This window comes from Streptomyces sp. NPDC048196, from assembly GCF_040652715.1.
In the GTDB taxonomy this organism is placed as follows: Bacteria; Actinomycetota; Actinomycetes; order Streptomycetales; family Streptomycetaceae; genus Streptomyces; species Streptomyces siderophoricus.
Genome location: NZ_JBEZMM010000021.1, coordinates 20,169 through 40,657, shown reverse-complemented (window position 1 = coordinate 40,657; position 20,489 = coordinate 20,169). Strand labels below are relative to the sequence as shown.

Below are 20,489 nucleotides of genomic sequence, written 5' to 3'. Positions count from 1 at the left end.
CTCTCCCCTTGCTTCTGTGTCGGCCCTACGGCCTCGGTGTGCCCGGTGTTGCGTCTCAGCTCTGGTTGAAGAACCCGCCCTCTGCGATACGGGCCTTGTCCTCCGCCGTGACATCGACGTTAGCAGGCGACAACAGGAACACCTTCTGCGTCACCCGCTCGATGCTGCCGTGAAGACCAAACACCAAACCGGCAGCAAAGTCGACAAGTCGCTTCGCATCGGTGTCATCCATCTCCGTGAGATTCATGATCACCGGAGTGCCCTCGCGGAAGTGTTCCCCGATGGTACGGGCTTCGTTGTAGGTCCGGGGGTGCAGCGTGGTGATGCGGTAGGGCTCCCGCTCGGACACAACCTTGGGCATGATCACCGGTGCGTTCTTCTCCAGATTCGGACGGTCGGGTGTGATGGATGACACGGGGGCGATTCGCGCGGGTCGTCCGTTTTCCGGGGCGAGCGGGGCGGGTTCGCGTTGCGCCGGGGGCGTCACGGCACGGACGGGTTCGTCCCGTTCCGGGCGTGTTTCGGCCTGCACTTGGTGCTGTTGCCGCCGTCCCCGGTCGGGTTCCGGGTCGAGCTCGGGCTCGAACTCGTCGTCGGGGTCGAACCCCCGGCCGTCGTACCCATCGTCCTCCACGAGGCCGAGGTAGACCGCCATCTTGCGCATCGCGCCGGCCATTCTCTGCGTCCTCCGCTCTGTGGTGGATCGGCTCCGTCACCAGGGCCTTGGATCCACGCGGCCTCCCCGCTTTCTGCGGAAATGACCATATATTGTGCTGTGGTCCGACTTGCTTGGCGACGTTACCCGAGCCGTGGTCGGACTCCGAGTACCGCGGTACCGACGCGCACATGTGTCGCTCCGGCCGCCACGGCGTCCTCAAGGTCCGCGCTCATGCCTGCTGACACCATGTTGGCAGCAGGATGGGTGGCGCGCAGGTCGGTTGAGATTTCCATGAGCCGTTCGAACGCGGCCAGTTGGCGGCCGGCGTACGGCCCGGCCAGCGGCGCGACCGTCATCACGCCGTCCAGCCGCAGCCCTTCGGCTCCGGCGATCGCCTCCGCCAGCGCCGGGACGCCGTCCGGTGCCACACCGCCCCGGTCACCGGTGCTCCCCCGGCCCGCACCCGACTCGGCGTCAAGTGCCACCTGGATCAGGCACCCCAGCTCGCGGCCCGCGCGGACCGCTTCCTTGGAGAGGGCGGTGACCAGTCGCGCCCGGTCGACCGACTGCACAATTCCGGCATAACTCGCCACGGACCGCACCTTGTTGGTCTGCAACTGACCGACGAAGTGCCAAGTAAGCGGCAAATCAGCACATTCGGCGGCCTTGGGTGCCGCCTCCTGGTCACGATTCTCGGCGACCTGCCGCACCCCCAGTTCCGCCAGCAGCCGGACGTCGCTCGCGGGGTAGGTCTTGGTGACGACGATCAGCGTCACCTCGTCCCGCGGCCGGCCGGCCTTGGCGCAGGCGGCGGAGATACGATCCTCCACCCGCGCCAGGTTGGTCGCCAGTTCCGTTCTACGGTCGTCCGTCACAGCTCGCCGTCCAGCCACACGTAACTCGCGAGCCGCCCGGTCGTGCGGTCGCGCCGATAGGAGAAGTGATCCGCGGATTCCCGCGTGCAGACGTCCGAGATGTGGGGATCGTCACGCACCGGCACGCCCGTCGCGGCGAGTTGGGCGCGTACGCCTGCGATGACGTCCACCGCCGGGGTGCCCCAGCTGGTCGTCGCGTGCGCTTCGGGCACCACTGCCGCGACCTCGGACCGCATCCGGTCGGGCACCTCGTAACAGCGCCCGCAGATCGCCGGGCCGGTGTACGCGAGGATGCGGGCCGGCTCCGCGCCCAGCTCGGCCATCGCCTCGACGGCCGCCGGTACGACGCCGGCGACCAGGCCCGGCCGGCCGGCGTGTGCCGTCCCGGTGACGCCCGCGACCGGGTCGGCGAGGAGCACCGGGGTGCAGTCGGCGGTCAGGACGGCGAGCGCGAGACCCCGGCGGGCCGTCACCACCGCGTCCACACACGGGACGTCGGCGTCGCGCCAGGGTCCGTCGACCACCGCCACGTCCCGGCCGTGGACCTGGTTCATCCAGACCACCGCGGCCGGGTCGAGACCGAGCGCGCCGGCCGCGCGGGCGCGGTTGGTGCGGACGGCCTGCGGGTCGTCGCCGACCGCGCCCCCCAGGTTGAGCTGCTCATACGGAGCGGCGCTCACCCCGCCCCACCTGTCGGTGAAGGCGAAGTGCGCGCCGCTTTCGTGGTGCTGTTGCCCTATCACTTCGGTGCTTTACGTCACTTCAGGAAGTCGGGAACGTCGAGTTCCTCGGCCGCGCTGTCGGAGTACGACGGACGGGCCGGGGGAACCTGCGGCCCGCTCGACGGGGTGGATGCGGACTCGCCCAGCGAGGACGACGGCTCGGCGGCCGGTTCGCCACGGTCCGCCAAGGCCCCGGCGTCCCGTACCGGGACGGAGCCCAGGCCGCCGAACGACGAGGCCGGGGTGCGGGGCTCGGGCGGGGCGGCCGGACGGCCGGCGGCCGGGGCCGGCTCCTCGCGCTTCGGGGACGACAGGGTGGCCTGCGCATCGCGGCGGGCCGGCGGCTGGCCGCCGTCGAAGCCCGCGGCGATGACGGTGACCCGGACCTCGTCGCCCAGCGCGTCGTCGATGACCGCGCCGAAGATGATGTTGGCCTCCGGGTGGGCGGCCTCGCTGACCAGCTGGGCGGCCTCGTTGATCTCGAACAGGCCGAGGTCGGAGCCGCCGGAGATGGACAGCAGCACGCCGCGGGCACCGTCGATGGACGCCTCCAGGAGCGGCGAGGAGATCGCCATCTCCGCGGCGGCCACCGCGCGGTCGTCGCCGCGCGCCGAGCCGATGCCCATGAGGGCCGAGCCGGCCTCCGACATCACGGACTTGACGTCGGCGAAGTCGAGGTTGATCAGGCCGGGCGTGGTGATCAGGTCGGTGATGCCCTGGACACCCGACAGCAGCACCTGGTCCGCGGACTTGAACGCGTCGAGCACGCTCACCTGGCGGTCCGAGATGGACAGCAGCCGGTCGTTGGGGATCACGATGAGGGTGTCGACCTCTTCGCGCAGCTGGGCGATGCCGTCCTCGGCCTGGTTGGCGCGACGGCGGCCCTCGAAGGTGAACGGCCGGGTGACCACACCGATCGTCAGGGCGCCCAGCGAGCGGGCGATGTTGGCGACGACCGGTGCGCCGCCGGTGCCGGTGCCGCCGCCCTCGCCCGCGGTCACGAAGACCATGTCGGCCCCCTTGAGGACCTCCTCGATCTCCTCGCGGTGGTCCTCGGCCGCCTTGCGCCCCACGTCCGGGTTGGCGCCGGCGCCGAGGCCGCGGGTCATTTCGCGGCCGACGTCGAGCTTGACGTCGGCGTCGCTCATCAGCAGCGCCTGCGCATCGGTATTGATCGCGATGAACTCGACGCCCTTGAGCCCGACCTCGATCATCCGGTTGATGGCGTTCACGCCACCGCCGCCGATGCCGACGACCTTGATGACTGCGAGGTAGTTCTGCGGTGCTGCCACGTCGAAGGCCTCTCGCCTCGAGTTACGTGTCGTCGCCGCACTTGCGTGTGGACGCCGACTGATGCCGATGGGACGGTCCGTATCGCCGACCCGAACCCTAACGTTGAAGTTTAGGGTTACCTGTGCCTGTGTTCCTTGGTTCCATAGTCCCTTTGGAACGAGACACTAAGTCGACAAGGCGCGCCCGTTCAACGAACACGCCGAACCTCCCGTTTTTCTTTTCACCCTATGTGATCACCCATAGTCGTAGCCATCCAGGGTGCTGGCCTGCGACTTGGTACGTCAACTCCCGGACACCGCAGGGGCGCTGGGGACCGAGACGTCGAAGTGCCGGGCGGTACGGGCCGCTTTCAGCAGTGCGACCAGCACCTTCGCCTTTTCGGCGCCCTGTTCGCGGCTACCCCAGGCGACCGTGCGCCCGCCGGCCAGTTCGACGCTGATGGCGTCATATGACCGCACTCGGACCTTGCGTACGTCTTTGCGTACGACTGGGGGCAGATCCTGAGCGACCTCGACCGCGGCGCGCCGCAACCGGTCGGGACCGAACCGGCGCAGACTCGGGGAGTCGAAAACGGACATTTCCAGAAGGGGAACGCCCTTGGGGGCGGCGCTGACGGTGGCGAACCGGACGCCTTCGACGTCCACTTCGGCAAACTTTCCGCCCGTTTGCATCAGCAGTTCCGGGGTTCTTTCCGTCACTTTGAGACTGATGGTGTGCGGCCAGGACCGTTCCACGTCAACGCTCTTGATGCGCGGCAGCCGGGCCCGCAACCGGTGTTCGAGGGCGTCGGTGTCCACCGAGATCAGTGGGGAGTTCACCGGGGCGTGCGCCGCCGCGACGACCTCACGCGGGGTCAGGACGTCGGTGCCGGTGGCCCGGACACGCTCCAGCCGCAGCCAGTCGGAGGCGTAGAGCGCCCAGACGCCGAACGCGCCGAGCAGCACCGCGAGGACCAGGATGATGATCAGACCGCGGCGGCCCGGCGCGCGACGGGGCAGGCGCACCCAGCGGAGTCTTCGCCCGCGCACCTCCGCGGAGGAGGGCGGGCCGGACGCTGACTTCTTCTCGCCGCGCCGGGCGGTCGTCGGTCCGGCCACGCTCCCTGCCTTCTCTCGTGCGCTACTTGCGGTGCTGCTCGATCGCCTCGTACACCATGCCGACCAGCAGCTCGTCGGCGTCCCGGCGGCCGAACTCGGAGGCCGCGCGGGACATCTCGTACAGCCGGTGCGGATCTGCCAGGACCGGGAGCACATTGCCCTGCACCCAGTCCGGGGTCAGCTGGGCGTCGTCGACCAGCAGGCCCCCGCCGGCGTTGACCAGCGGCTGGGCGTTCAGCCGCTGCTCGCCGTTGCCGATGGGCAGCGGGACGAACGCGGCCGGCAGCCCGACGGCGGACAACTCGGCGACGGTCATCGCGCCCGCACGGCAGAGCATCATGTCCGCCGCGGCGTACGCGAGATCCATCCGGTCCACGTACGGTACCGGGACATAGGGCGGCATCCCGGGCATGTTGTCCACATGCGGCAATTCGTTCTTCGGGCCGACCGCATGGAGCACCTGGATGCCGGCGCGCTGGAGGGCCGGCACAGCGGCCTGGATGACCTCGTTCAGCCGGCGGGCGCCCTGGGAACCACCGGACACCAGCAGGGTCGGCAGGTTGGGGTCGAGGCCGAAGGCGGCCCGCGCCTCGGGGCGGACCGCGGCCCGGTCGAGGGTGGCGATGGTGCGGCGCAGCGGGATACCGACGTAGCGGGCGCCGCGCAGCTTGCTGTCGGGGGTGCTGACGGCGACGAATTTCGCGTACCGCGAACCGATCTTGTTGGCCAGGCCGGGGCGGGCGTTGGCCTCGTGGACGATGATCGGCACCCCGAGCCGCTTGGCGGCCAGATAGCCGGGCAGCGCCACGTAGCCGCCGAAGCCGACCACGCAGTCGGCCTTGGTGCGCTCCAGGATCTGCTCGGCGGCCTTGATCGTGCCGCGCAGCCGCCCGGGGACGGTGATCAGTTCGGGGGTGGGCTTGCGCGGCAGCGGTACGGCCGGGATGAGGCCCAGCTCATAGCCGCGCTCCGGGACGAGCCGGGTCTCCAGCCCCTTCTCCGTGCCGAGTGCCGTGATCCCCACGGTGGGGTCCTGCCTCCGCAGTGCGTCCGCGAGGGCGAGCGCGGGCTCGATGTGGCCGGCGGTCCCCCCACCGGCGAGTACGACATGCACCGAAATTCACCGCTCTCCGGACGGTCGCTTCTTGACGCGCCGTCTCATCGTCTTCCATCTCACCCCAGCCGGTTTCCTGCCGAAAACCGGCTTCCGCGTAGCCAGCATGGCCAGCGCCGCCCGTGCGGCGGGCTCGTCACGCGCGAAGGCGATCAGCAGCCCGACGGCGAACATCGTCGGCAGCAGGGCGGAGCCTCCGTAGGAGAACAGCGGGAGCGGGACACCGGCGATCGGCAGCAGGCCGAGCACCGCACCGATGTTGACCACGGCCTGGGCCGTGATCCAGGTGGTCACGCCTCCCGCGGCGTACCGTACGAAGGGGTCCTCCGTGCGTCCGGCCACGCGGATACCCGCATAGCCTAGAGCCGCGAAGAGGGCGAGGACCGACAGCGTCCCCGCCAGACCCAGTTCCTCCCCGGTGATGGCGAAGATGAAGTCGGTGTGTGGTTCAGGGAGTTCGCCCCATTTTTCCATACTTGCACCGAGGCCGGAACCGAAGAATCCGCCGGAGGCCAGGGCGTAGATCCCGTGCACGGCCTGCCAGCACTGGTCACCGGGGCCCGGATCGGTCGCTCCGATGCAGGCCAGCCGGGACATCCGGTTGGCGCTGGTCTTGATCAGCAGCGCGCCGATCACCGTCGCGGTGCCCAGTACGCCGACGAAGAGCCGGGTCGGCGCACCGGCCAGCCACAACAGCCCGAACAGGATCGCCGTGAGAATGATCGCGGTGCCCATGTCGCCGCCGAGCATGATCAGGCCGAGCAGCAGGAACGCCACCGGGATCAGCGGCACCAGCAGGTGCTTCCACTGCACCAGCAGCTTCTTGTCGTGCTTGCGGGCCAGCAGGTCGGCGCCCCACAGGACCAGCGCGAGTTTGGCGAACTCGCTCGGTTGCATCTGGAAAGGGCCGCCGAGATTGATCCAGTTCTGGTTGCCGTTGACCGCGACCCCTATGCCCGGAATCTGCACCAGGCACATCAGGAAGACCGAGACCGCGAGCAGCGGATAGGCCAGCGTACGGTGCAGCCGGACCGGCATCCGGGTGGCGATCAGCAGCAGCCCGCCGCCGAGCACGGCCGCGAGCAGCTGTTTGCGGAAGAAATACGACGGGGCGAGACCGGACTGCAGTGCCTTGATCTGGGACGCCGAGTAGACCATCACCAGGCCCAGGACGGTGATCAGCAGACTGCCGCCGAGGATCAGGTAGTACGCGGTCAGCGGACGGTCCCAGGCGCGCTTCAGCCGGTCCAGCAGCCGCCGCGGGCCGCCGGCCGGCGGACGGCCGCCGCCGCGTGCCGGGCGCGCCGTTGCGGGCCGGCGGGGCGGGCGCGCGGTGCCGGAGACCCGCCCGCCGGCTCGCGCCGGGGATCCCGTACGCGGCCTCGCGGACGATCCGCCGCCCGCTCCCGCAGAAGATCCCCCGCCCGCTCTCCCCGCGTCCGCCGATCGGGCCGTCATCCTCGTCCCCTCCAAGTGCGCTCGCCGCCGGCTGCCGGCGGCCACGGGGAGAAACGGTCTACTGGTCCCTCGCGGTCAGCTCGCGGACCGCATCGGCGAAGGCGTCGCCCCGCTTGTTGTAATTGACGAACATGTCCATCGAGGCACAGGCCGGAGCCAGCAGGACGGTGTCGCCGGGCTCGGCCAGACGGGTCGCTTCCCGGACGGCCTCGGGCATCGCCCCAGTGTCGGTCCGGTCGAGGTCGACGACCGGGACCTCGGGGGCGTGTCGCGCCAGGGCTTCGCGAATCAGCGGCCGATCGGCACCGATCAGCACCACGCCGCGCAGCCGGGCCGCCGCCGTCTTCACCAGCTCGTCGAAGGTCGCGCCCTTCGCCAGCCCACCGGCGATCCACACGATGTGCTCGTACGCCGCCAGCGACGCCTCGGCGGCGTGCGTGTTGGTGGCCTTGGAGTCGTCGATGTAGCGGACGCCGTCGATCTCCGCGATGTGCTGGATGCGGTGGGCCTCCGGGTGGAAGGCGCGCAGGCCGTCGCGCACCGCGGCCGGGGCGACGCCGTAGGCCCGGGCCAGCGCGGCGGCCGCGAGGGCGTTGGCGACGTTGTGCGGGGCGGCGGGGCCCGCGCCGGGGGCGATGTCGGAGACCTCGGCGAGCTCCTGGGCCTGCTTCTGCCGGTTCTCGACGAAGGCGCGGTCGACGAGGATGCCGTCGACGACGCCGAGTTCGGAGGGACCGGGGGTGCCGAGGGTGAAGCCGATGGCGCGGCAGCCCTCCTCGACGTCGGCCTCGCGCACCAGGTCCTCGGTCGCCTTGTCGGCCACGTTGTAGACGCAGGCGACGCGGTTGCCCTCGTAGATCCGGCCCTTGTCGGCGGCGTAGGCCGCCATCGAGCCGTGCCAGTCGAGGTGGTCGGGGGCGAGGTTGAGGACCGCGGCGGAGTGCGCGCGCAGCGACGGTGCCCAGTGCAGCTGGTAGCTGGAGAGCTCGACGGCGAGCACGTCGTAGGGGCGGGCGCCGTCCTTGCCCTGGTTCAGCACGACGTCGACGATCGGGGTGCCGATGTTGCCGACGGCCATGGTGTGCAGGCCCTCGGCCGCCAGGATGGCGGCGAGCATCCGGACGGTGGTGGTCTTGCCGTTCGTGCCGGTGACCGCGAGCCAGTCGGCCGCGTCCGGGCCCCGCAGCCGCCAGGCGATCTCCACGTCGCCGACGACGTCCACACCGGCCGCCGCGGCCGCCGCGAACAGCGGGCTGTCGGGCTTCCAGCCGGGCGAGGTGACGACCAGATCGGTGCCCTCGGGCAGGGTCTCGCCGTCGCCGAGGCGGACGGCGATCCCGGCCGCCTCCAGTTCGCGCGCGGACTCCTGCTGCTTCTCGCCCGCGCCGCCGTCCACGACCGTGACGCGGGCGCCGAGGCCGGCCAGGGCGCGGGCGGCACTGATGCCGCTCACGCCGAGGCCGGCGACGGTGATGTCCATGCCGGCGAACCCCTCGGGGATCCGGTCCGGGTCGTGCGTGGTCACTTCGCTGCCTGCCAGCCGCCGTAGAAGATGCCGAGTCCCACGATGACGCACATGCCCTGGATGATCCAGAACCTGACCACCACAAGGACTTCGGACCACCCCTTGAGTTCGAAGTGGTGCTGTAGTGGCGCCATCCGGAAGACCCGCTTACCGGTCATCTTGAAGGAGCCGACCTGGATGACCACGGACATGGTGATCAGGACGAACAGGCCGCCCAGGAGGGCGAGCAGCAGCTCCGTGCGGGAGCAGATGGCCAGGCCGGCGAGCGCGCCGCCCAGGGCCAGCGAGCCGGTGTCGCCCATGAAGATCTTCGCGGGCGAGGTGTTCCACCACAGGAAGCCGAAGCAGGCGCCCATCAAGGCGGAGGCCACGACCGCCAGGTCGAGGGGATCGCGGACCTCGTAACAGCCCGGTCCCGCGGTGATCTGGTTGGCGCAGGACTCCTGGTGCTGCCAGATGCCGATGAAGGTGTACGCGCCGAAGACCATCACCGAGGCGCCGGTGGCCAGGCCGTCGAGGCCGTCGGTGAGGTTCACGCCGTTGGACATCGCCAGGATCATGAACAGCGCCCAGATGACGAAGAGCACCGGGCCGATCTGCCAGCCGAAGTCCTGGGTGAAGGACAGCCGGTCCGAGGCCGGGGTCTGTCCGCGCAGGTCCGCGAACTGCAGCGAGAGCACCGCGAAGGCGATGCCGACGATCAGCTGGCCGGCCATCTTCGCCTTGGCCCGCAGGCCCAGCGAGCGCTGCTTGACGATCTTGATGTAGTCGTCGAGGAAGCCGACCAGGCCCATCCCCGCGAAGAGGAAGAGCACCAGCACGCCCGAGAACGTGGGGTCGCTGGAGGTGATCACCTTCGTGATGACGTAGGCGATGATCGTCGCCAGGATGAAGGAGATACCGCCCATGGTGGGCGTCCCCTTCTTGCTGCCGTGGGTGCGCGGGCCGTCATCGCGGATGAACTGCCCGTACCCCTTCTTGGCCAGCAGTTTGATCAGCAGCGGGGTGCCGATCAGGGTCAGGAAGAGCCCGATCATTCCGGAGAAGAGGATCTGCTTCATCGAGTTCATCGGGTCGCGGCTCCACCCTCGGCGCCCGCGGCGCCCGACAACCCTGCGTCATCCAGCAGTGCTGCGGCCACCCGCTCCAGCCCCACCGACCTGGACGCCTTCACCAGCACGACGTCTCCCGGCCGCAGCTCGCTGCGCAACAGGTCGACCGCCGCCCGCGCGTCGGACACGTGCACCGACTCCTCACCCCACGAACCCTCGTTCTTGGCGCCCATGTCGAGCCAGGCCGCTTCCCTGCCGCCGACCGCCACGAGCTTGCTGACGTTGAGCCGGACGACCAGCCGCCCGACCGCGTCGTGTTCGGCGAGTGACTCCTCGCCGAGCTCGGCCATCTCACCGAGCACCGCCCACGTACGAGCACCCTTCGCCTTGGCGGCGGCGCCCATCGCGACCAGCGCACGCAGCGCCGCTCGCATGGACTCGGGGTTCGCGTTGTAGGCGTCGTTGACGACCGTCACGCCATCCGCGCGCTCGGTGACCTCCATGCGCCAGCGGGAGAGCGTGCCGGCTTCGGAGAGCGCGGTGGCGATCTCGTCCACGGGCATGCCCAACTCATGGGCGACGGCGGCCGCGGCGAGCGCGTTCGACACGTGGTGCTCACCGTACAGCCGCATGGTCACATCGCTGCACCCGGAGGGTGTGTGAAGCGTGAAGGCGGGCTGTCCGAGCTCCGTGAGCCGGACATTCTCGGCGCGTACGGCGGCGTCCTCGGCCTCGCCGAACAGCACCGTGCGGGCCTTGGTGCGGGCCGCCATGGCGCGCACGTAGGGGTCGTCGGCGTTGAGCACCGCGATCCCGCCGTCCTCGGCGGCCGGCAGCGCCTCGACGAGTTCGCCCTTCGCCTCCGCGATCTGCGCACGGCCGCCGAACTCGCCGATGTGCGCGGAGCCCACGTTGAGCACCACGCCGATGCGGGGCGGGGTCAGCGCGGCGAGGTAGCGGATGTGGCCGACGCCGCGGGCGCCCATCTCCAGCACGAGGTGACGGGTCGTCGCATCGGCGCGCAGCGCGGTGAGCGGCAGCCCGATCTCGTTGTTGAGGTTGCCCTCGGGCCAGACGGTCGGGCCGTGCCGCTGCAGCAGCTGGGCGATCAGGTCCTTGGTGCTGGTCTTGCCGGCCGAGCCGGTCAGCCCCACCACGGTGGTGCCCAGCCGCTCGACGACGGCGCGGGCGAGTGCGCCGAGCGCGGCGGTGACGTCGTGCACGACGATCGCCGGGACGCCGAGCGGGCGGGCGGCCAGTACGGCCACCGCGCCGGCCTCGACGGCGCCGCGGGCGAAGTCATGGCCGTCGACGCGTTCCCCGGCGAAGGCCACGAACAGGCCGCCGGGGCGGACCGCCCGGGAGTCGGCGACGACCGGTCCGGTGACCTGGCGGTCGGCGTCCGGTATGTCGTACTGCTGTCCGCCGACGATGCTCGCGATCTCGGCGAGGGACAGGGAGATCACAGGTCACCCCCGGCGAGCGGCGGTCGGTGACGGGGAATCGGTTGTGCGCGCATGGCGGAGTGTCATCCCTGGTGTTTCGGGTGCGGTGACGTCAAGGAAGCCTCGATGGCCTCGCGCAGCACCTGACGGTCGTCGAAGGGGCGTACCACTCCGGCGATGTCCTGGCCCTGCTCATGGCCCTTGCCCGCGACGATCACGGTGTCGCCGGGCTCGGCGCGGGCGACGGCGGCGGCGATGGCGGCGGCCCGCTCTTCTTCCACCAGCACCGTGCCGCGTTCGTGGATCGGCACCTCCGCGGCGCCCGCCAGCATGGTGGCGAGGATCGCGAGGGGGTCCTCGCCGCGCGGGTTGTCGGAGGTCAGGACGGCCGTGTCGGCGAGGCGGGCGACCGCCGCGCCCATGGGGGCGCGCTTGTGCGGGTCGCGGTCGCCGCCGCAGCCGAGGACGGCGTGCAGCTTGCCGTCGGTGACCTTGCGCAGCGCGCGCAGGACCGACTCGACGGCGTCGGTCTTGTGGGCGTAGTCGACCACCGCCAGGTACGGCTGGCCGGCGTCGACGCGCTCCAGGCGGCCGGGGACGCCGGGCACCGCGGCGACGCCGTCGGCCGCGGTCTGCGGGTCGATGCCGGCGACGACCAGCGCGGTGATCGCGGCGAGCGCGTTGGCCACGTTGAACGGGCCGGCGATCGGGGAGGCGGCGCGCAGCGTCTGCCCGTCGGGGCCGTGCACGGTGAAGGTGGAGCCGAGCGCGCCGACCTCGACGTCGGAGGCGCGCCAGTCGGCGTCCGGGTGGCCCTCGGCCGAGAAGGTGGTGACCGGGACCTCGGATTCGCCCTCGGCCAGCCGCCGGCCGTATTCGTCGTCGAGGTTGACCACGCCGGCCCGGCTGCGGGCCTTGGTGAACAGCTGGGCCTTGGCCTGGAAGTAGTCCTCCATCCCGGAGTGGAACTCCATGTGCTCCGGGCTGAGGTTGTTGAAGATCGCGACGTCGAAGACGCAGCCGTCGACCCGGCCGAGGACCAGGGCGTGGCTGGAGACCTCCATGGCCACGGCGCGGACGCCGCGCTCGCGCATCACGGCGAACAGCGCCTGGAGGTCGGTGGCCTCCGGGGTGGTGCGCTCGGACTTGATCCGCTCGTCGCCGATCCGGGTCTCCACGGTGCCGATCAGACCGGTCAGCCCGCCCGCCCGTCGCCCGCCACCACCCTGGTCGGTCTGCGCTTCGCACAGGCCCCCCTCTTCGGGACGCTTCGCCGCGGCGGCGCGCAGCCCGCCCTCGATGAGGTACGCGGTGGTGGTCTTGCCGGAGGTGCCGGTGATGCCGATCTGGAGGAGGTCCTCGCCCGGCGCGCCGTAGATGGAGACGGCCAGGGCGCCCATCCGTCCGCGCGGGTTGTCGACGACGAGGACCGGCAGGCCGGTCGCGGCCGCGCGGTCGGCGCCGGACGGGTCGGTCAGGATCGCCGCGGCGCCGAGGTCGGCGGCCTGGGCGACGAAGTCGGCACCGTGCAGCCGGGCGCCGGGCAGGGCGGCGTAGACGTCGCCGGGGCGGACCGCCCGGGAGTCGTGCGTGATGCCGGTGACGTGGGCCTCAGCATGCTCGGGTGCGAGCGCGGGGGTGCCCAGCTGCTCGGCGAGGTCCGCCAGGGGGGTGGGGCGGACGTGGTCGGGGCGGGGCGCTCCCGGGTACGTACCGGGACCACCCTTCTGAGCGTGCGGGGCGTTCGGGGACTGATCAGCTTGTGACACGGCGGTGAGCGTACCGGGCCGATCGGGCCCGGGGCGAAGTGAGGGCCGTGTGGGGGCGCGGTCGGCGGGCTCGGGGAGGCCGTCGGGGGTGATGGTCGTCACGGCGGGATTGCCTCGATTTCATTGGCCTGGCCTGAAGGTGACCGGCAGGCGCGGGGGCTCGGCGCCGGTCGGCGGTACCTGGAGGGTCTTCAGCGCGAAGGCCATGACCTGCTGGTAGATCGGGCCGCAGACCTGGCCGCCGAAGTAGCTGCCCCTGGTGGGATTCTGCACGGCGCAATAGACCGTGATGCGCGGTTTGTCCGCGGGGGCGAATCCGGCGAAGGATGCGGTGTAGCCGTGGTAGCGGCCGGTTTTGGGGTCCACCCGGTTGGAGGTGCCGGTCTTGCCGCCGACCCGGTAGCCGTCGATCTTCGCCTTCGCGCCGGTGCCCTCCTCGTCGTCGACCACCGACTCCAGCATGGTGGCGAGGGTGCGGGCCGTCTTCTGGCTGACCACCCGGGTCTTCGCGGGCCTGGGCGCCGGGACGAAGCGGCCGTCGGGCCCGGTGCTGCCGCGGACGAGCGTGGGGGCGATCCGCTCGCCGCCGTTGGCGATGGTGGAGTAGACCGAGGCGGCCTGTACGGCGTTGAGGGACAGTCCCTGGCCGAACGGGATCGTGTACTGCTGTGAGGTGTTCCAGGCCTGCGGCTTGGCCAGGATGCCGTCGGTCTCGCCCGGGAAGTCCAGCCCGGTCGGCCGGCCGATGCCGAATTTGCGCAGGTAGGAGTAGAGGACCCGGTTGGCCTCGGGCTGGGTCCGGCCGAGCTGGCCGGCCGCGAGGATGGTGCCGATGTTGCTGGACTTGGCGAGCACGCCGTTGAGCGTGAGGTGCCAGGTCTCGTGGTCGACGTCGTCGGCGAAGAGCCGGTCGCCGCGGTGCAGCCGGTTGGGGACGGTGACCCGGGTGGACGGGGTGGCGACACCCTCCTCCAGTACGGCGGCCATCGACATCAGCTTGCTCGTGGAGCCCGGTTCGAACGCGTCGGACAGCGCGGCGTTGCCGAGCGCCTCCGGCTCCGCCTTGGTGACGTCGTTGGGATCGAAGGCGGGGGCGTTGGCCAGGGCCAGGATCTCGCCGGTGCGGGTGTCCTGGACGACGACGTAGCCGCGGTCGGCACCGGATTTCGCCACCTGTTTGGTGATGGCCTGCTGGGCCGCCCACTGGATGTCGCGGTCGAGGGTGAGCTCCATGTCGGCGCCGGGGACGGCGGGGTGCTCCTGGGTGGCGGCGGTGGGCACCCGGCGGCCGCCGGACTGGGCGTAGACGAGCTTGCCGTCCTTGCCGGCGAGCTGCGTCTCCAGCCGGGCCTCCAGGCCGCCGCCGCCCTTGCCGACGCTGTTGACGAAGCCCAGGACGCCGGAGGCGAGGTCCTTGTTGGGGTAGACGCGCCTGCTGTGCTTGTCGGCGAAGATCCCGACCAGCACGTCGGGGCGGGGCGCGCTCTTGGGGGCGGCGGCCGCCCGGGCGTCGAGGGTCTTGCGGAGGTCCTTGATCCGCTTCCACACCTGGGGGGTCTGCTGCCGGGCGAGCAGCACGTAGCGGGAGCCGGGCCGGTCGAGCTTCTCGGTGAGCGCGGCCTTGTCGATGTGCAGGATCGGCGCGAGCAGCGCGGCGGCCTGCTGCGGGGCGTCGCGGATCTTGGTCTTGGCGGGCGCCAGCAGGCTGGGGTCGGCGGTGATGTCGTACGCGTCCACGGAGGTGGCCAGCGCCACGCCGTTGCGGTCGGTGAGGTCGCCCCGCTCGGCGGCCAGCTTCACCGGGACGTAGCGGTTCTCGTTGGCCCGGGCGGCGAACGCCCCGGCGTCCACGGCCTGCACCTGGAAGAGCCGTACGACGAAGACCAGCATGATCAGCGTCAACCCGAGGGAGACCAGGCGGAGCCGGGGGCGCGGGCTGCCGAGGCGGAGCGCCTGGGCGCCGGAGCCGGGCCGGGCCGGGCCGGAGCGGCGGGCGGCCGGGCGGGGCGCGCCGGGCCGCGGCGCGGGGCGCCGGGCGGCGGGCGGGCGGCCGGTGCGGTCCTGGGGCTGACCGCCGCGCCGGGCGGGGCGCGGAACCCGGCGGGGGTCCCTGGGCTCGGTCATACCGCGGTCACCTGCCGGGGGTCGTCGGGGCGGGGGCTGGCGCGGAGCCGGAGGGGCGGGCGGTGGGGGCGGCGGCCCGGGCGGGGACGCGCGCGGGGCCGGAGGCCGGGGACGCGGCGGGGGCCGGGGCCGGGTGGCCCGGGGCGGCGCCCGGGCGCGGGGTGCTCTGCGGGCCGAGTGTCCCGGAGCCGGCCGGGACCGGCGGCTCGACGGAGGGCGCGACGACCGGTGCGGCCGCGGGGAGGCGCGGGGTGGCCGGCCCGCGCGCGGTGGTGCCCAGGAGGGCGGACGCGGACGGCTCGGCCGAGGTGCTCAGCGGCGCACCGTCGGCACCGGCCACGCCGGGCTTGCCGCGGACCGTGCCGTCCGGGAGCAGGAACGCCGGAGCGCCGCCGGGCACCATCCCGAGCCGCCGGGCGCGCCGCTCCAGGGCGCCCGGTGCGGAGTAGCCGTCCACCTCCTGCTGCAGCGCCTGCTGCTCGTCGGTCAGCTCGTCGGTCTTCTTCTCCAGCCGGCTCAGCTCGAACGACCCTTGGTTGAGCGCGGAGTTGAGCAGCAGCAGGGTGATCAGCCCGGATCCGAGGAGGACCACGATGAGGAGGACGAACGGGGTGCGCGCGGCGGTGCCGGGGGCGGTCGGGGCGGCCGGGAACAGCGCGGAGAGCCGTTTCTGCGCGCTGCGCGGCCGCCCCTGGCCTCTCACGGGGTGCCCACCGAGTGGTGGGTGTTCCTGCCGTTCCTGCCGTCCCCGACGTTCTCGCGGATGCGCTCCGCGCCGCGCAGCCGGGCGGGGGCGGCCCGGCGGTTCTCCGCGATCTCCTCCTCCGTGGGGAGTTCGGCACCGCGGGTGAGCAGCTTCAGCCGGGGCTGGTACTGCTCCGGCACGACCGGCAGGCCGGGCGGTGCGGTGCTGGTGGCGCCGGCCGCGAAGACCTGCTTGACCAGCCGGTCCTCCAGGGAGTGGTACGAGAGCACGGCGATCCGGCCGCCGACCGCGAGCGCGTCCACGGCGGCCGGGACGGCCCGCTCCACGCAGGCGAGTTCGCCGTTGACCTCGATGCGCAGGGCCTGGAAGGTGCGCTTGGCGGGGTTGCCGCCGGTGCGCTTGGCGGCCTGCGGGAGCGCGTCCCGGATCAGCTCGACCAGCCGCGCGCTGTTCGTGAACGGTTCCTTGGCGCGCTCGCGGACGATGGCCGAGACGATGCGCTTGGCCTGCTTCTCCTCGCCGTAGGTGCGCAGGATCCGCACCAGCTCCCCGGGCGGGTAGGTGTTGAGGACCTCCGCCGCACTGATGCCGGTCGTCTGGTCCATCCGCATGTCCAGCGGGGCGTCCTGGGCGTACGCGAAGCCGCGGCCGGCCTCGTCGAGCTGCATGGAGGAGACGCCGAGGTCGAAGAGCACGCCCTGGACCCGGGGGACGCCGAGCCGGTCGAGCACCTCGGGGAGCTCGTCGTAGACGGCGTGCACCAGGGTGGCGCGGTCGCCGTAGGGGGCGAGCCGTTCGCCGGCGAGCTTCAGGGCGGCCGGGTCGCGGTCGAGGGCGATCAGCCGGACCGCCGGGAAGGCCGTGAGCAGCGCCTCGCTGTGCCCTCCGAGGCCGAGGGTGCAGTCGACGACGACCGCACCGGGCTCGGCGAGCGCAGGGGCGAGCATGTCCAGACACCGCTGGAGCATGACGGGTACGTGGCGGGTATTACTCATGCGCCTTCCGATGGGGTGGGCGGCAGGTGGGTCCCCGGCCGCTGGCTGGGGGATGCCGCACGTACCGCTTGGTCCCCGCCCGCTCTGAAGGGGAAGTGGCCCTCCGGCGACGGGGAAGTGACGTCGGAAGTCCATGGGAGCGGGAGGAGGCCGAGCCGTACGTACGATGCGCGCACGCGAGGAATTCGGTATCCAAGGAGAGCGTCACGCCTCCCACTTCGCGCCACTTTAGTCCACCGGCTGCCCCGGTCAATCAACTGGTTCCGCGCGTCCCGCGACGGGTTCGCCGGGGCCGTCCCGGCGGGGTTTTCACCCGTGTGGGGGCTGCCCGGTCGGCGCTGTGGATTACCTCACAAGGGGTGATGTTGCCCCCTATGCCCGGCCTCCCACGGCGCCGGAACGGCCGGTGACTATTACGGTGAATGCATGCCCATACCTGCATCGCAGCCGTCGTCCCCGTCCCTCGACAGTGCGGCCGTGCGCTCCGGCGGCACGGTCACCGACCGCCTGGTCGAGGCCAACCAGCGCTATGCCGCCGCCTTCACCGATCCCGGCATGGACGCCCGGCCCGTCCTCAAGGTCGCCGTGGTGGCCTGTATGGACGCCCGTATCGACCTGCACGCCGCGCTCGGCCTGGAGCTCGGCGACTGCCACACCATCCGCAACGCCGGCGGTGTGGTCACCGACGACATCATCCGCTCCCTGACCATCAGCCAGCGGGCGCTCGGCACCCGCTCCGTCGTCCTCATCCACCACACCGGATGCGGACTGCTCAATCTGACCGAGGACTTCCGCCACGAGCTCGCGGCCGAGGTCGGCCAGCGCCCGACATGGGCGGTCGAGGCGTTCAAGGACCTCGACGAGGACGTCCGGCAGTCCATGCAGCGGGTGCGCACCTCGCCCTTCCTGCCGCACACCGACGACGTGCGCGGCTTCGTCTTCGACGTCAAGACGGGTCTGCTGCGGGAGATCGACCCCCAGGACTGACCGTCCGGAGCGCGGGCCGGCCCGGTTTTCCGGGCCGGCCCGCGCCGGAATCGCCGGGTTCGCCCGGAACGCCGGGGCACGAGGTGTTGAGTTATCCACAGGTCATGACGCCGGAGCGCGCGGGCGGCAAGAATGCGTAGGTGACGTCGTGCCGGCGGTGGCCGGGCCCGGCGTGCATTTTCGGGGTGGGCCGGTTCCGTACAAGGGGGTGTCGGCCCGTGGCACAGGGCCGAGGAGGGCCGAGTGACGACGTATGACGAACGAGCGAGCCTCACCGATCTGACCACCACCGCGGAGCGGGTTCACCGGTCGGTGGAAGGCGTGATCGAGGGCAAGCCGGAGGTCGTACGGCTCGCGCTGACGGTGCTCCTGGCCGAGGGCCATCTGCTCATCGAGGACGTGCCCGGCGTCGGCAAGACCATGCTGGCCAAGGCGCTCGCCCGCTCCATCGACTGCTCGGTGCGGCGCATCCAGTTCACGCCCGATCTGCTGCCCTCCGACATCACCGGCGTCAGCATCTTCGACCAGCAGCAGCGCGACTTCGAGTTCAAGCCCGGCGCGATCTTCTCCCAGATCGTGATCGGCGACGAGATCAACCGCGCCTCCCCCAAGACCCAGTCCGCGCTCCTGGAGTCCATGGAGGAGCGCCAGGTCACGATGGACGGGCAGACCTACGAACTCCCCAGCCCCTTCATGGTCGTCGCCACCCAGAACCCGGTCGAGATGGAGGGCACCTACCCACTGCCCGAGGCCCAGCGCGACCGCTTCATGGCCCGGGTGTCGATCGGCTACCCCAGCCCGGCCGCCGAGCTCCAGATGCTGGACGTGCACGGCGGCGCCTCCCCGCTCGACGACCTCCAGCCGGTGGCGCACGCCCACGAGATCCTCAAGCTGATCGACGCGGTCCGCGAGGTCCATGTCGCCGAGGCCGTCCGGCGGTACGCCGTCGACCTGGTGTCCGCCACCCGCCACCACCCCGAGCTGCGGCTCGGCGCCTCACCGCGGGCGACGCTGCATCTGGTGCGCGCCGCCAAGGCCGCCGCGGCCCTCGCGGGGCGGGAGTACGCCCTGCCGGACGACGTCCAGTCGCTGGCGGTCGCGGTGCTGGCGCACCGTCTGCTGCCCACCGCCCAGGCGCAGTTGAGCCGCAGATCGGCCGAGCAGATCGTGGTGGAGATCCTCCAGCGCGTCCCCGTTCCCGAGCCGTCCGCGCAGCCGTGGCGGACGCACGGCCGGCAGCCGCCCGGGGTCCGGGGGTTGTGATGAGCGGAGGGGGGAGCGAGGGGACGCCGGAGCCGGGCGGGCTGCGGGCGGCCCTCGGGGGGATGACGACGCGGGGCCGGTCGTTCCTGGCCGCCGGGGTGGCCGCCGCGGTGTGCTCGTATCTGCTCGGGCAGCCGGACCTGCTGCGGGTCGGGCTGCTCCTCACCGCCCTGCCGCTGGTGTGCGTCCTGGTCCTGCACCGCACCCGCTACCGCGTCGCGGGCAGCCGCGCCCTCTCGCCCGCCCGGGTGCCGGCCGGCACCGAGTCCCGGGTCCGGCTGCTGATGGAGAACGTCTCCCGGCTGCCGACCGGCGTGCTGATGCTGCAGGACCGGGTGCCGTACGTCCTCGGGCCGCGGCCGCGCTTCGTCCTGGACCGGGTGGAGGCCGGCGGCCGCCGGGAGGTCACCTACCGCGTCCGCTCGGACCTGCGCGGCCGCTATCCGCTCGGGCCGCTGCAGCTGCGGCTGTCCGACCCGTTCGGGATGTGCGAGCTGACCCGCTCCTTCCAGACCTTCGACACCCTGATGGTGGTGCCGCGGGTCGAGCCGCTGCCGGCCGTCCGGCTGACCGGCGAGGCCGCGGGGTACGGCGACGGACAGCACCGCTCGTTGGCCCTGGCCGGCGAGGACGACGTCATTCCGCGCGGCTACCGCCACGGCGACGACCTGCGGCGGATCCACTGGCGGTCCACGGCGCGCCACGGCGAGCTGATGGTCCGCAGGGAGGAGCAGCCGCAGAAGGCGCGCTGCACGGTCCTGCTGGACACCCGCGACCTCGCCCACCCGGGAGCCGGACCGGACTCGGCCTTCGAATGGGCGGTGTCGGCCGCCGCCTCGACGGCGGTGCATCTGCTGGAGCGCGGCTTCGCGGTCCGGCTGCTGACCGACACCGGCAGCTCGGTCCCGGGCCCGGACGGTGCCGGCGGTTTCCCGGGCAGCGCCGGCTCCGCCGACACCGCCGGCCTGATGCTGGACACCCTCGCCGTGGTCGAGCACTCCGAGGAGGAGGGGCTGTCGGCGGCGTACGAGGTGCTGCGCGGCGGCAGCGAGGGGCTGCTGATCGCCTTCCTCGGCGACCTGGACACCGAACAGGCGGCGATCGCCGGGCAGATGCGCCGGCGCTGCGGGACCGCGATCGCGTTCGTCCTGGACGGCGACGCCTGGAGCCGGGGCCCCGGCGGCATCCGGTTCGCCACCGGCCAGGTGCCGCTCGACGAACGGCTGCGGCTGCTGCGGCGGGCGGGCTGGACCGCGCTGCCGGTGACGCCGGGGGACGCGCTCGCCGATCTGTGGCGGGCCGCCGCCGACCAGACCGGGACGGCGCCGGGCCGCCTGGAGCCGGGGCCGGACGGCGCCGCGGAGACGGTAACGGGGGGACGGCCATGAACGGGAGCGGGCGGCCGG

Annotated in this window: 17 protein-coding genes; 3 read left to right on the top strand and 14 right to left on the bottom strand. The window is 72.1% G+C overall.

The genetic code is table 11. The annotated features are described in order from the left end of the window. Nucleotides 1-55 precede the first annotated feature (55 nt). From sepF to rsmH, 14 genes are all read right to left on the bottom strand, one after another. Entirely contained in the window at nt 56-676 is a 621-nt protein-coding gene (gene sepF / locus AB0E02_RS21195) for a cell division protein SepF (RefSeq protein ID WP_030415215.1), read from the bottom strand. Between the two features lie 122 nt (nt 677-798). After that, entirely contained in the window at nt 799-1,533 is a 735-nt protein-coding gene (locus AB0E02_RS21190) for a YggS family pyridoxal phosphate-dependent enzyme (protein ID WP_362141550.1), read from the bottom strand. Continuing rightward, nucleotides 1,530-2,276, bottom strand: a complete 747-nt coding sequence (pgeF, locus tag AB0E02_RS21185) for a peptidoglycan editing factor PgeF (RefSeq protein WP_362141548.1) — start codon at nt 2,274-2,276, stop codon at nt 1,530-1,532. The genes AB0E02_RS21190 and pgeF overlap by 4 nt, the downstream gene beginning before the upstream one ends. 14 nt (nt 2,277-2,290) lie before the next feature. Then, entirely contained in the window at nt 2,291-3,547 is a 1,257-nt protein-coding gene (ftsZ, locus tag AB0E02_RS21180; protein ID WP_362141546.1) for a cell division protein FtsZ, read from the bottom strand. A 282-nt stretch (nt 3,548-3,829) separates the two neighbouring features. Continuing rightward, nucleotides 3,830-4,645, bottom strand: a complete 816-nt coding sequence (locus AB0E02_RS21175) for an FtsQ-type POTRA domain-containing protein (protein WP_362141544.1) — start codon at nt 4,643-4,645, stop codon at nt 3,830-3,832. Between the two features lie 22 nt (nt 4,646-4,667). Continuing rightward, nucleotides 4,668-5,759 carry an undecaprenyldiphospho-muramoylpentapeptide beta-N-acetylglucosaminyltransferase gene (gene murG / locus AB0E02_RS21170; RefSeq protein ID WP_030415220.1) on the bottom strand — a complete coding sequence of 364 codons (1,092 nt, stop codon included), beginning with the start codon at nt 5,757-5,759 and terminating at the stop codon, nt 4,668-4,670. 6 nt (nt 5,760-5,765) lie between these two features. Beyond that, the gene (gene ftsW, locus AB0E02_RS21165) at nt 5,766-7,217 is read right to left on the bottom strand and encodes a putative lipid II flippase FtsW (protein WP_362141542.1); all 1,452 of its coding nucleotides are present in this window, start codon (nt 7,215-7,217) and stop codon (nt 5,766-5,768) included. Nucleotides 7,218-7,275: 58 nt separating this feature from the next. Beyond that, nucleotides 7,276-8,697, bottom strand: a complete 1,422-nt coding sequence (gene murD, locus AB0E02_RS21160; protein ID WP_362141659.1) for a UDP-N-acetylmuramoyl-L-alanine--D-glutamate ligase — start codon at nt 8,695-8,697, stop codon at nt 7,276-7,278. A gap of 41 nt (nt 8,698-8,738) precedes the next feature. Next, nucleotides 8,739-9,803, bottom strand: coding sequence for a phospho-N-acetylmuramoyl-pentapeptide-transferase (mraY, locus tag AB0E02_RS21155; RefSeq protein WP_261957163.1), 1,065 nt, complete (start codon nt 9,801-9,803; stop codon nt 8,739-8,741). Nucleotides 9,804-9,808: 5 nt separating this feature from the next. Further along, the gene (gene murF, locus AB0E02_RS21150; RefSeq protein WP_362141539.1) at nt 9,809-11,260 is read right to left on the bottom strand and encodes a UDP-N-acetylmuramoyl-tripeptide--D-alanyl-D-alanine ligase; all 1,452 of its coding nucleotides are present in this window, start codon (nt 11,258-11,260) and stop codon (nt 9,809-9,811) included. A gap of 62 nt (nt 11,261-11,322) precedes the next feature. Beyond that, nucleotides 11,323-13,110: a UDP-N-acetylmuramoyl-L-alanyl-D-glutamate--2,6-diaminopimelate ligase gene (locus AB0E02_RS21145; RefSeq protein WP_362141537.1), complete on the bottom strand. Its 1,788-nt coding sequence runs from the start codon at nt 13,108-13,110 to the stop codon at nt 11,323-11,325. Between the two features lie 18 nt (nt 13,111-13,128). Beyond that, nucleotides 13,129-15,132 (bottom strand): penicillin-binding protein 2, encoded by a 2,004-nt coding sequence (locus AB0E02_RS21140; RefSeq protein WP_362141535.1) that lies wholly within the window; start codon nt 15,130-15,132, stop codon nt 13,129-13,131. Nucleotides 15,133-15,139: 7 nt separating this feature from the next. After that, the gene (locus AB0E02_RS21135) at nt 15,140-15,835 is read right to left on the bottom strand and encodes a septum formation initiator family protein (RefSeq protein ID WP_362141533.1); all 696 of its coding nucleotides are present in this window, start codon (nt 15,833-15,835) and stop codon (nt 15,140-15,142) included. Next, on the bottom strand, nt 15,832-16,833 hold the full coding sequence (gene rsmH / locus AB0E02_RS21130; protein WP_362141531.1) for a 16S rRNA (cytosine(1402)-N(4))-methyltransferase RsmH: 1,002 nt from the start codon (nt 16,831-16,833) through the stop codon (nt 15,832-15,834). Before rsmH ends, AB0E02_RS21135 begins: the two co-directional genes overlap by 4 nt. 426 nt (nt 16,834-17,259) lie before the next feature. Here rsmH and AB0E02_RS21125 point away from each other — a divergent pair, with 426 nt between their 5' ends. The 3 genes from AB0E02_RS21125 (at nt 17,260) to AB0E02_RS21115 (ending at nt 20,471) form a co-directional block, all read left to right on the top strand. Beyond that, nucleotides 17,260-17,820: a carbonic anhydrase gene (locus AB0E02_RS21125; RefSeq protein WP_362141529.1), complete on the top strand. Its 561-nt coding sequence runs from the start codon at nt 17,260-17,262 to the stop codon at nt 17,818-17,820. Between the two features lie 243 nt (nt 17,821-18,063). Next, nucleotides 18,064-19,083 carry a MoxR family ATPase gene (locus tag AB0E02_RS21120; RefSeq protein ID WP_030415505.1) on the top strand — a complete coding sequence of 340 codons (1,020 nt, stop codon included), beginning with the start codon at nt 18,064-18,066 and terminating at the stop codon, nt 19,081-19,083. Then, on the top strand, nt 19,083-20,471 hold the full coding sequence (locus AB0E02_RS21115; RefSeq protein ID WP_362141527.1) for a DUF58 domain-containing protein: 1,389 nt from the start codon (nt 19,083-19,085) through the stop codon (nt 20,469-20,471). The genes AB0E02_RS21120 and AB0E02_RS21115 overlap by 1 nt, the downstream gene beginning before the upstream one ends. Nucleotides 20,472-20,489 lie beyond the last annotated feature (18 nt).

What these genes read in the sequence shown, in the direction of transcription:
- murD (WP_362141659.1), bottom strand. Translation starts at nt 8,697, where the DNA reads ATGGACATCACCGTCGCCGGCCTCGGCGTGAGCGGCATCAGTGCCGCC.
- ftsW (WP_362141542.1), bottom strand. Translation starts at nt 7,217, where the DNA reads ATGACGGCCCGATCGGCGGACGCGGGGAGAGCGGGCGGGGGATCTTCT.
- mraY (WP_261957163.1), bottom strand. Translation starts at nt 9,803, where the DNA reads ATGAAGCAGATCCTCTTCTCCGGAATGATCGGGCTCTTCCTGACCCTG.
- sepF (WP_030415215.1), bottom strand. Translation starts at nt 676, where the DNA reads ATGGCCGGCGCGATGCGCAAGATGGCGGTCTACCTCGGCCTCGTGGAG.
- AB0E02_RS21140 (WP_362141535.1), bottom strand. Translation starts at nt 15,132, where the DNA reads ATGACCGAGCCCAGGGACCCCCGCCGGGTTCCGCGCCCCGCCCGGCGC.
- rsmH (WP_362141531.1), bottom strand. Translation starts at nt 16,833, where the DNA reads ATGAGTAATACCCGCCACGTACCCGTCATGCTCCAGCGGTGTCTGGAC.
- AB0E02_RS21115 (WP_362141527.1), top strand. Translation starts at nt 19,083, where the DNA reads ATGAGCGGAGGGGGGAGCGAGGGGACGCCGGAGCCGGGCGGGCTGCGG.
- AB0E02_RS21125 (WP_362141529.1), top strand. Translation starts at nt 17,260, where the DNA reads ATGCCCATACCTGCATCGCAGCCGTCGTCCCCGTCCCTCGACAGTGCG.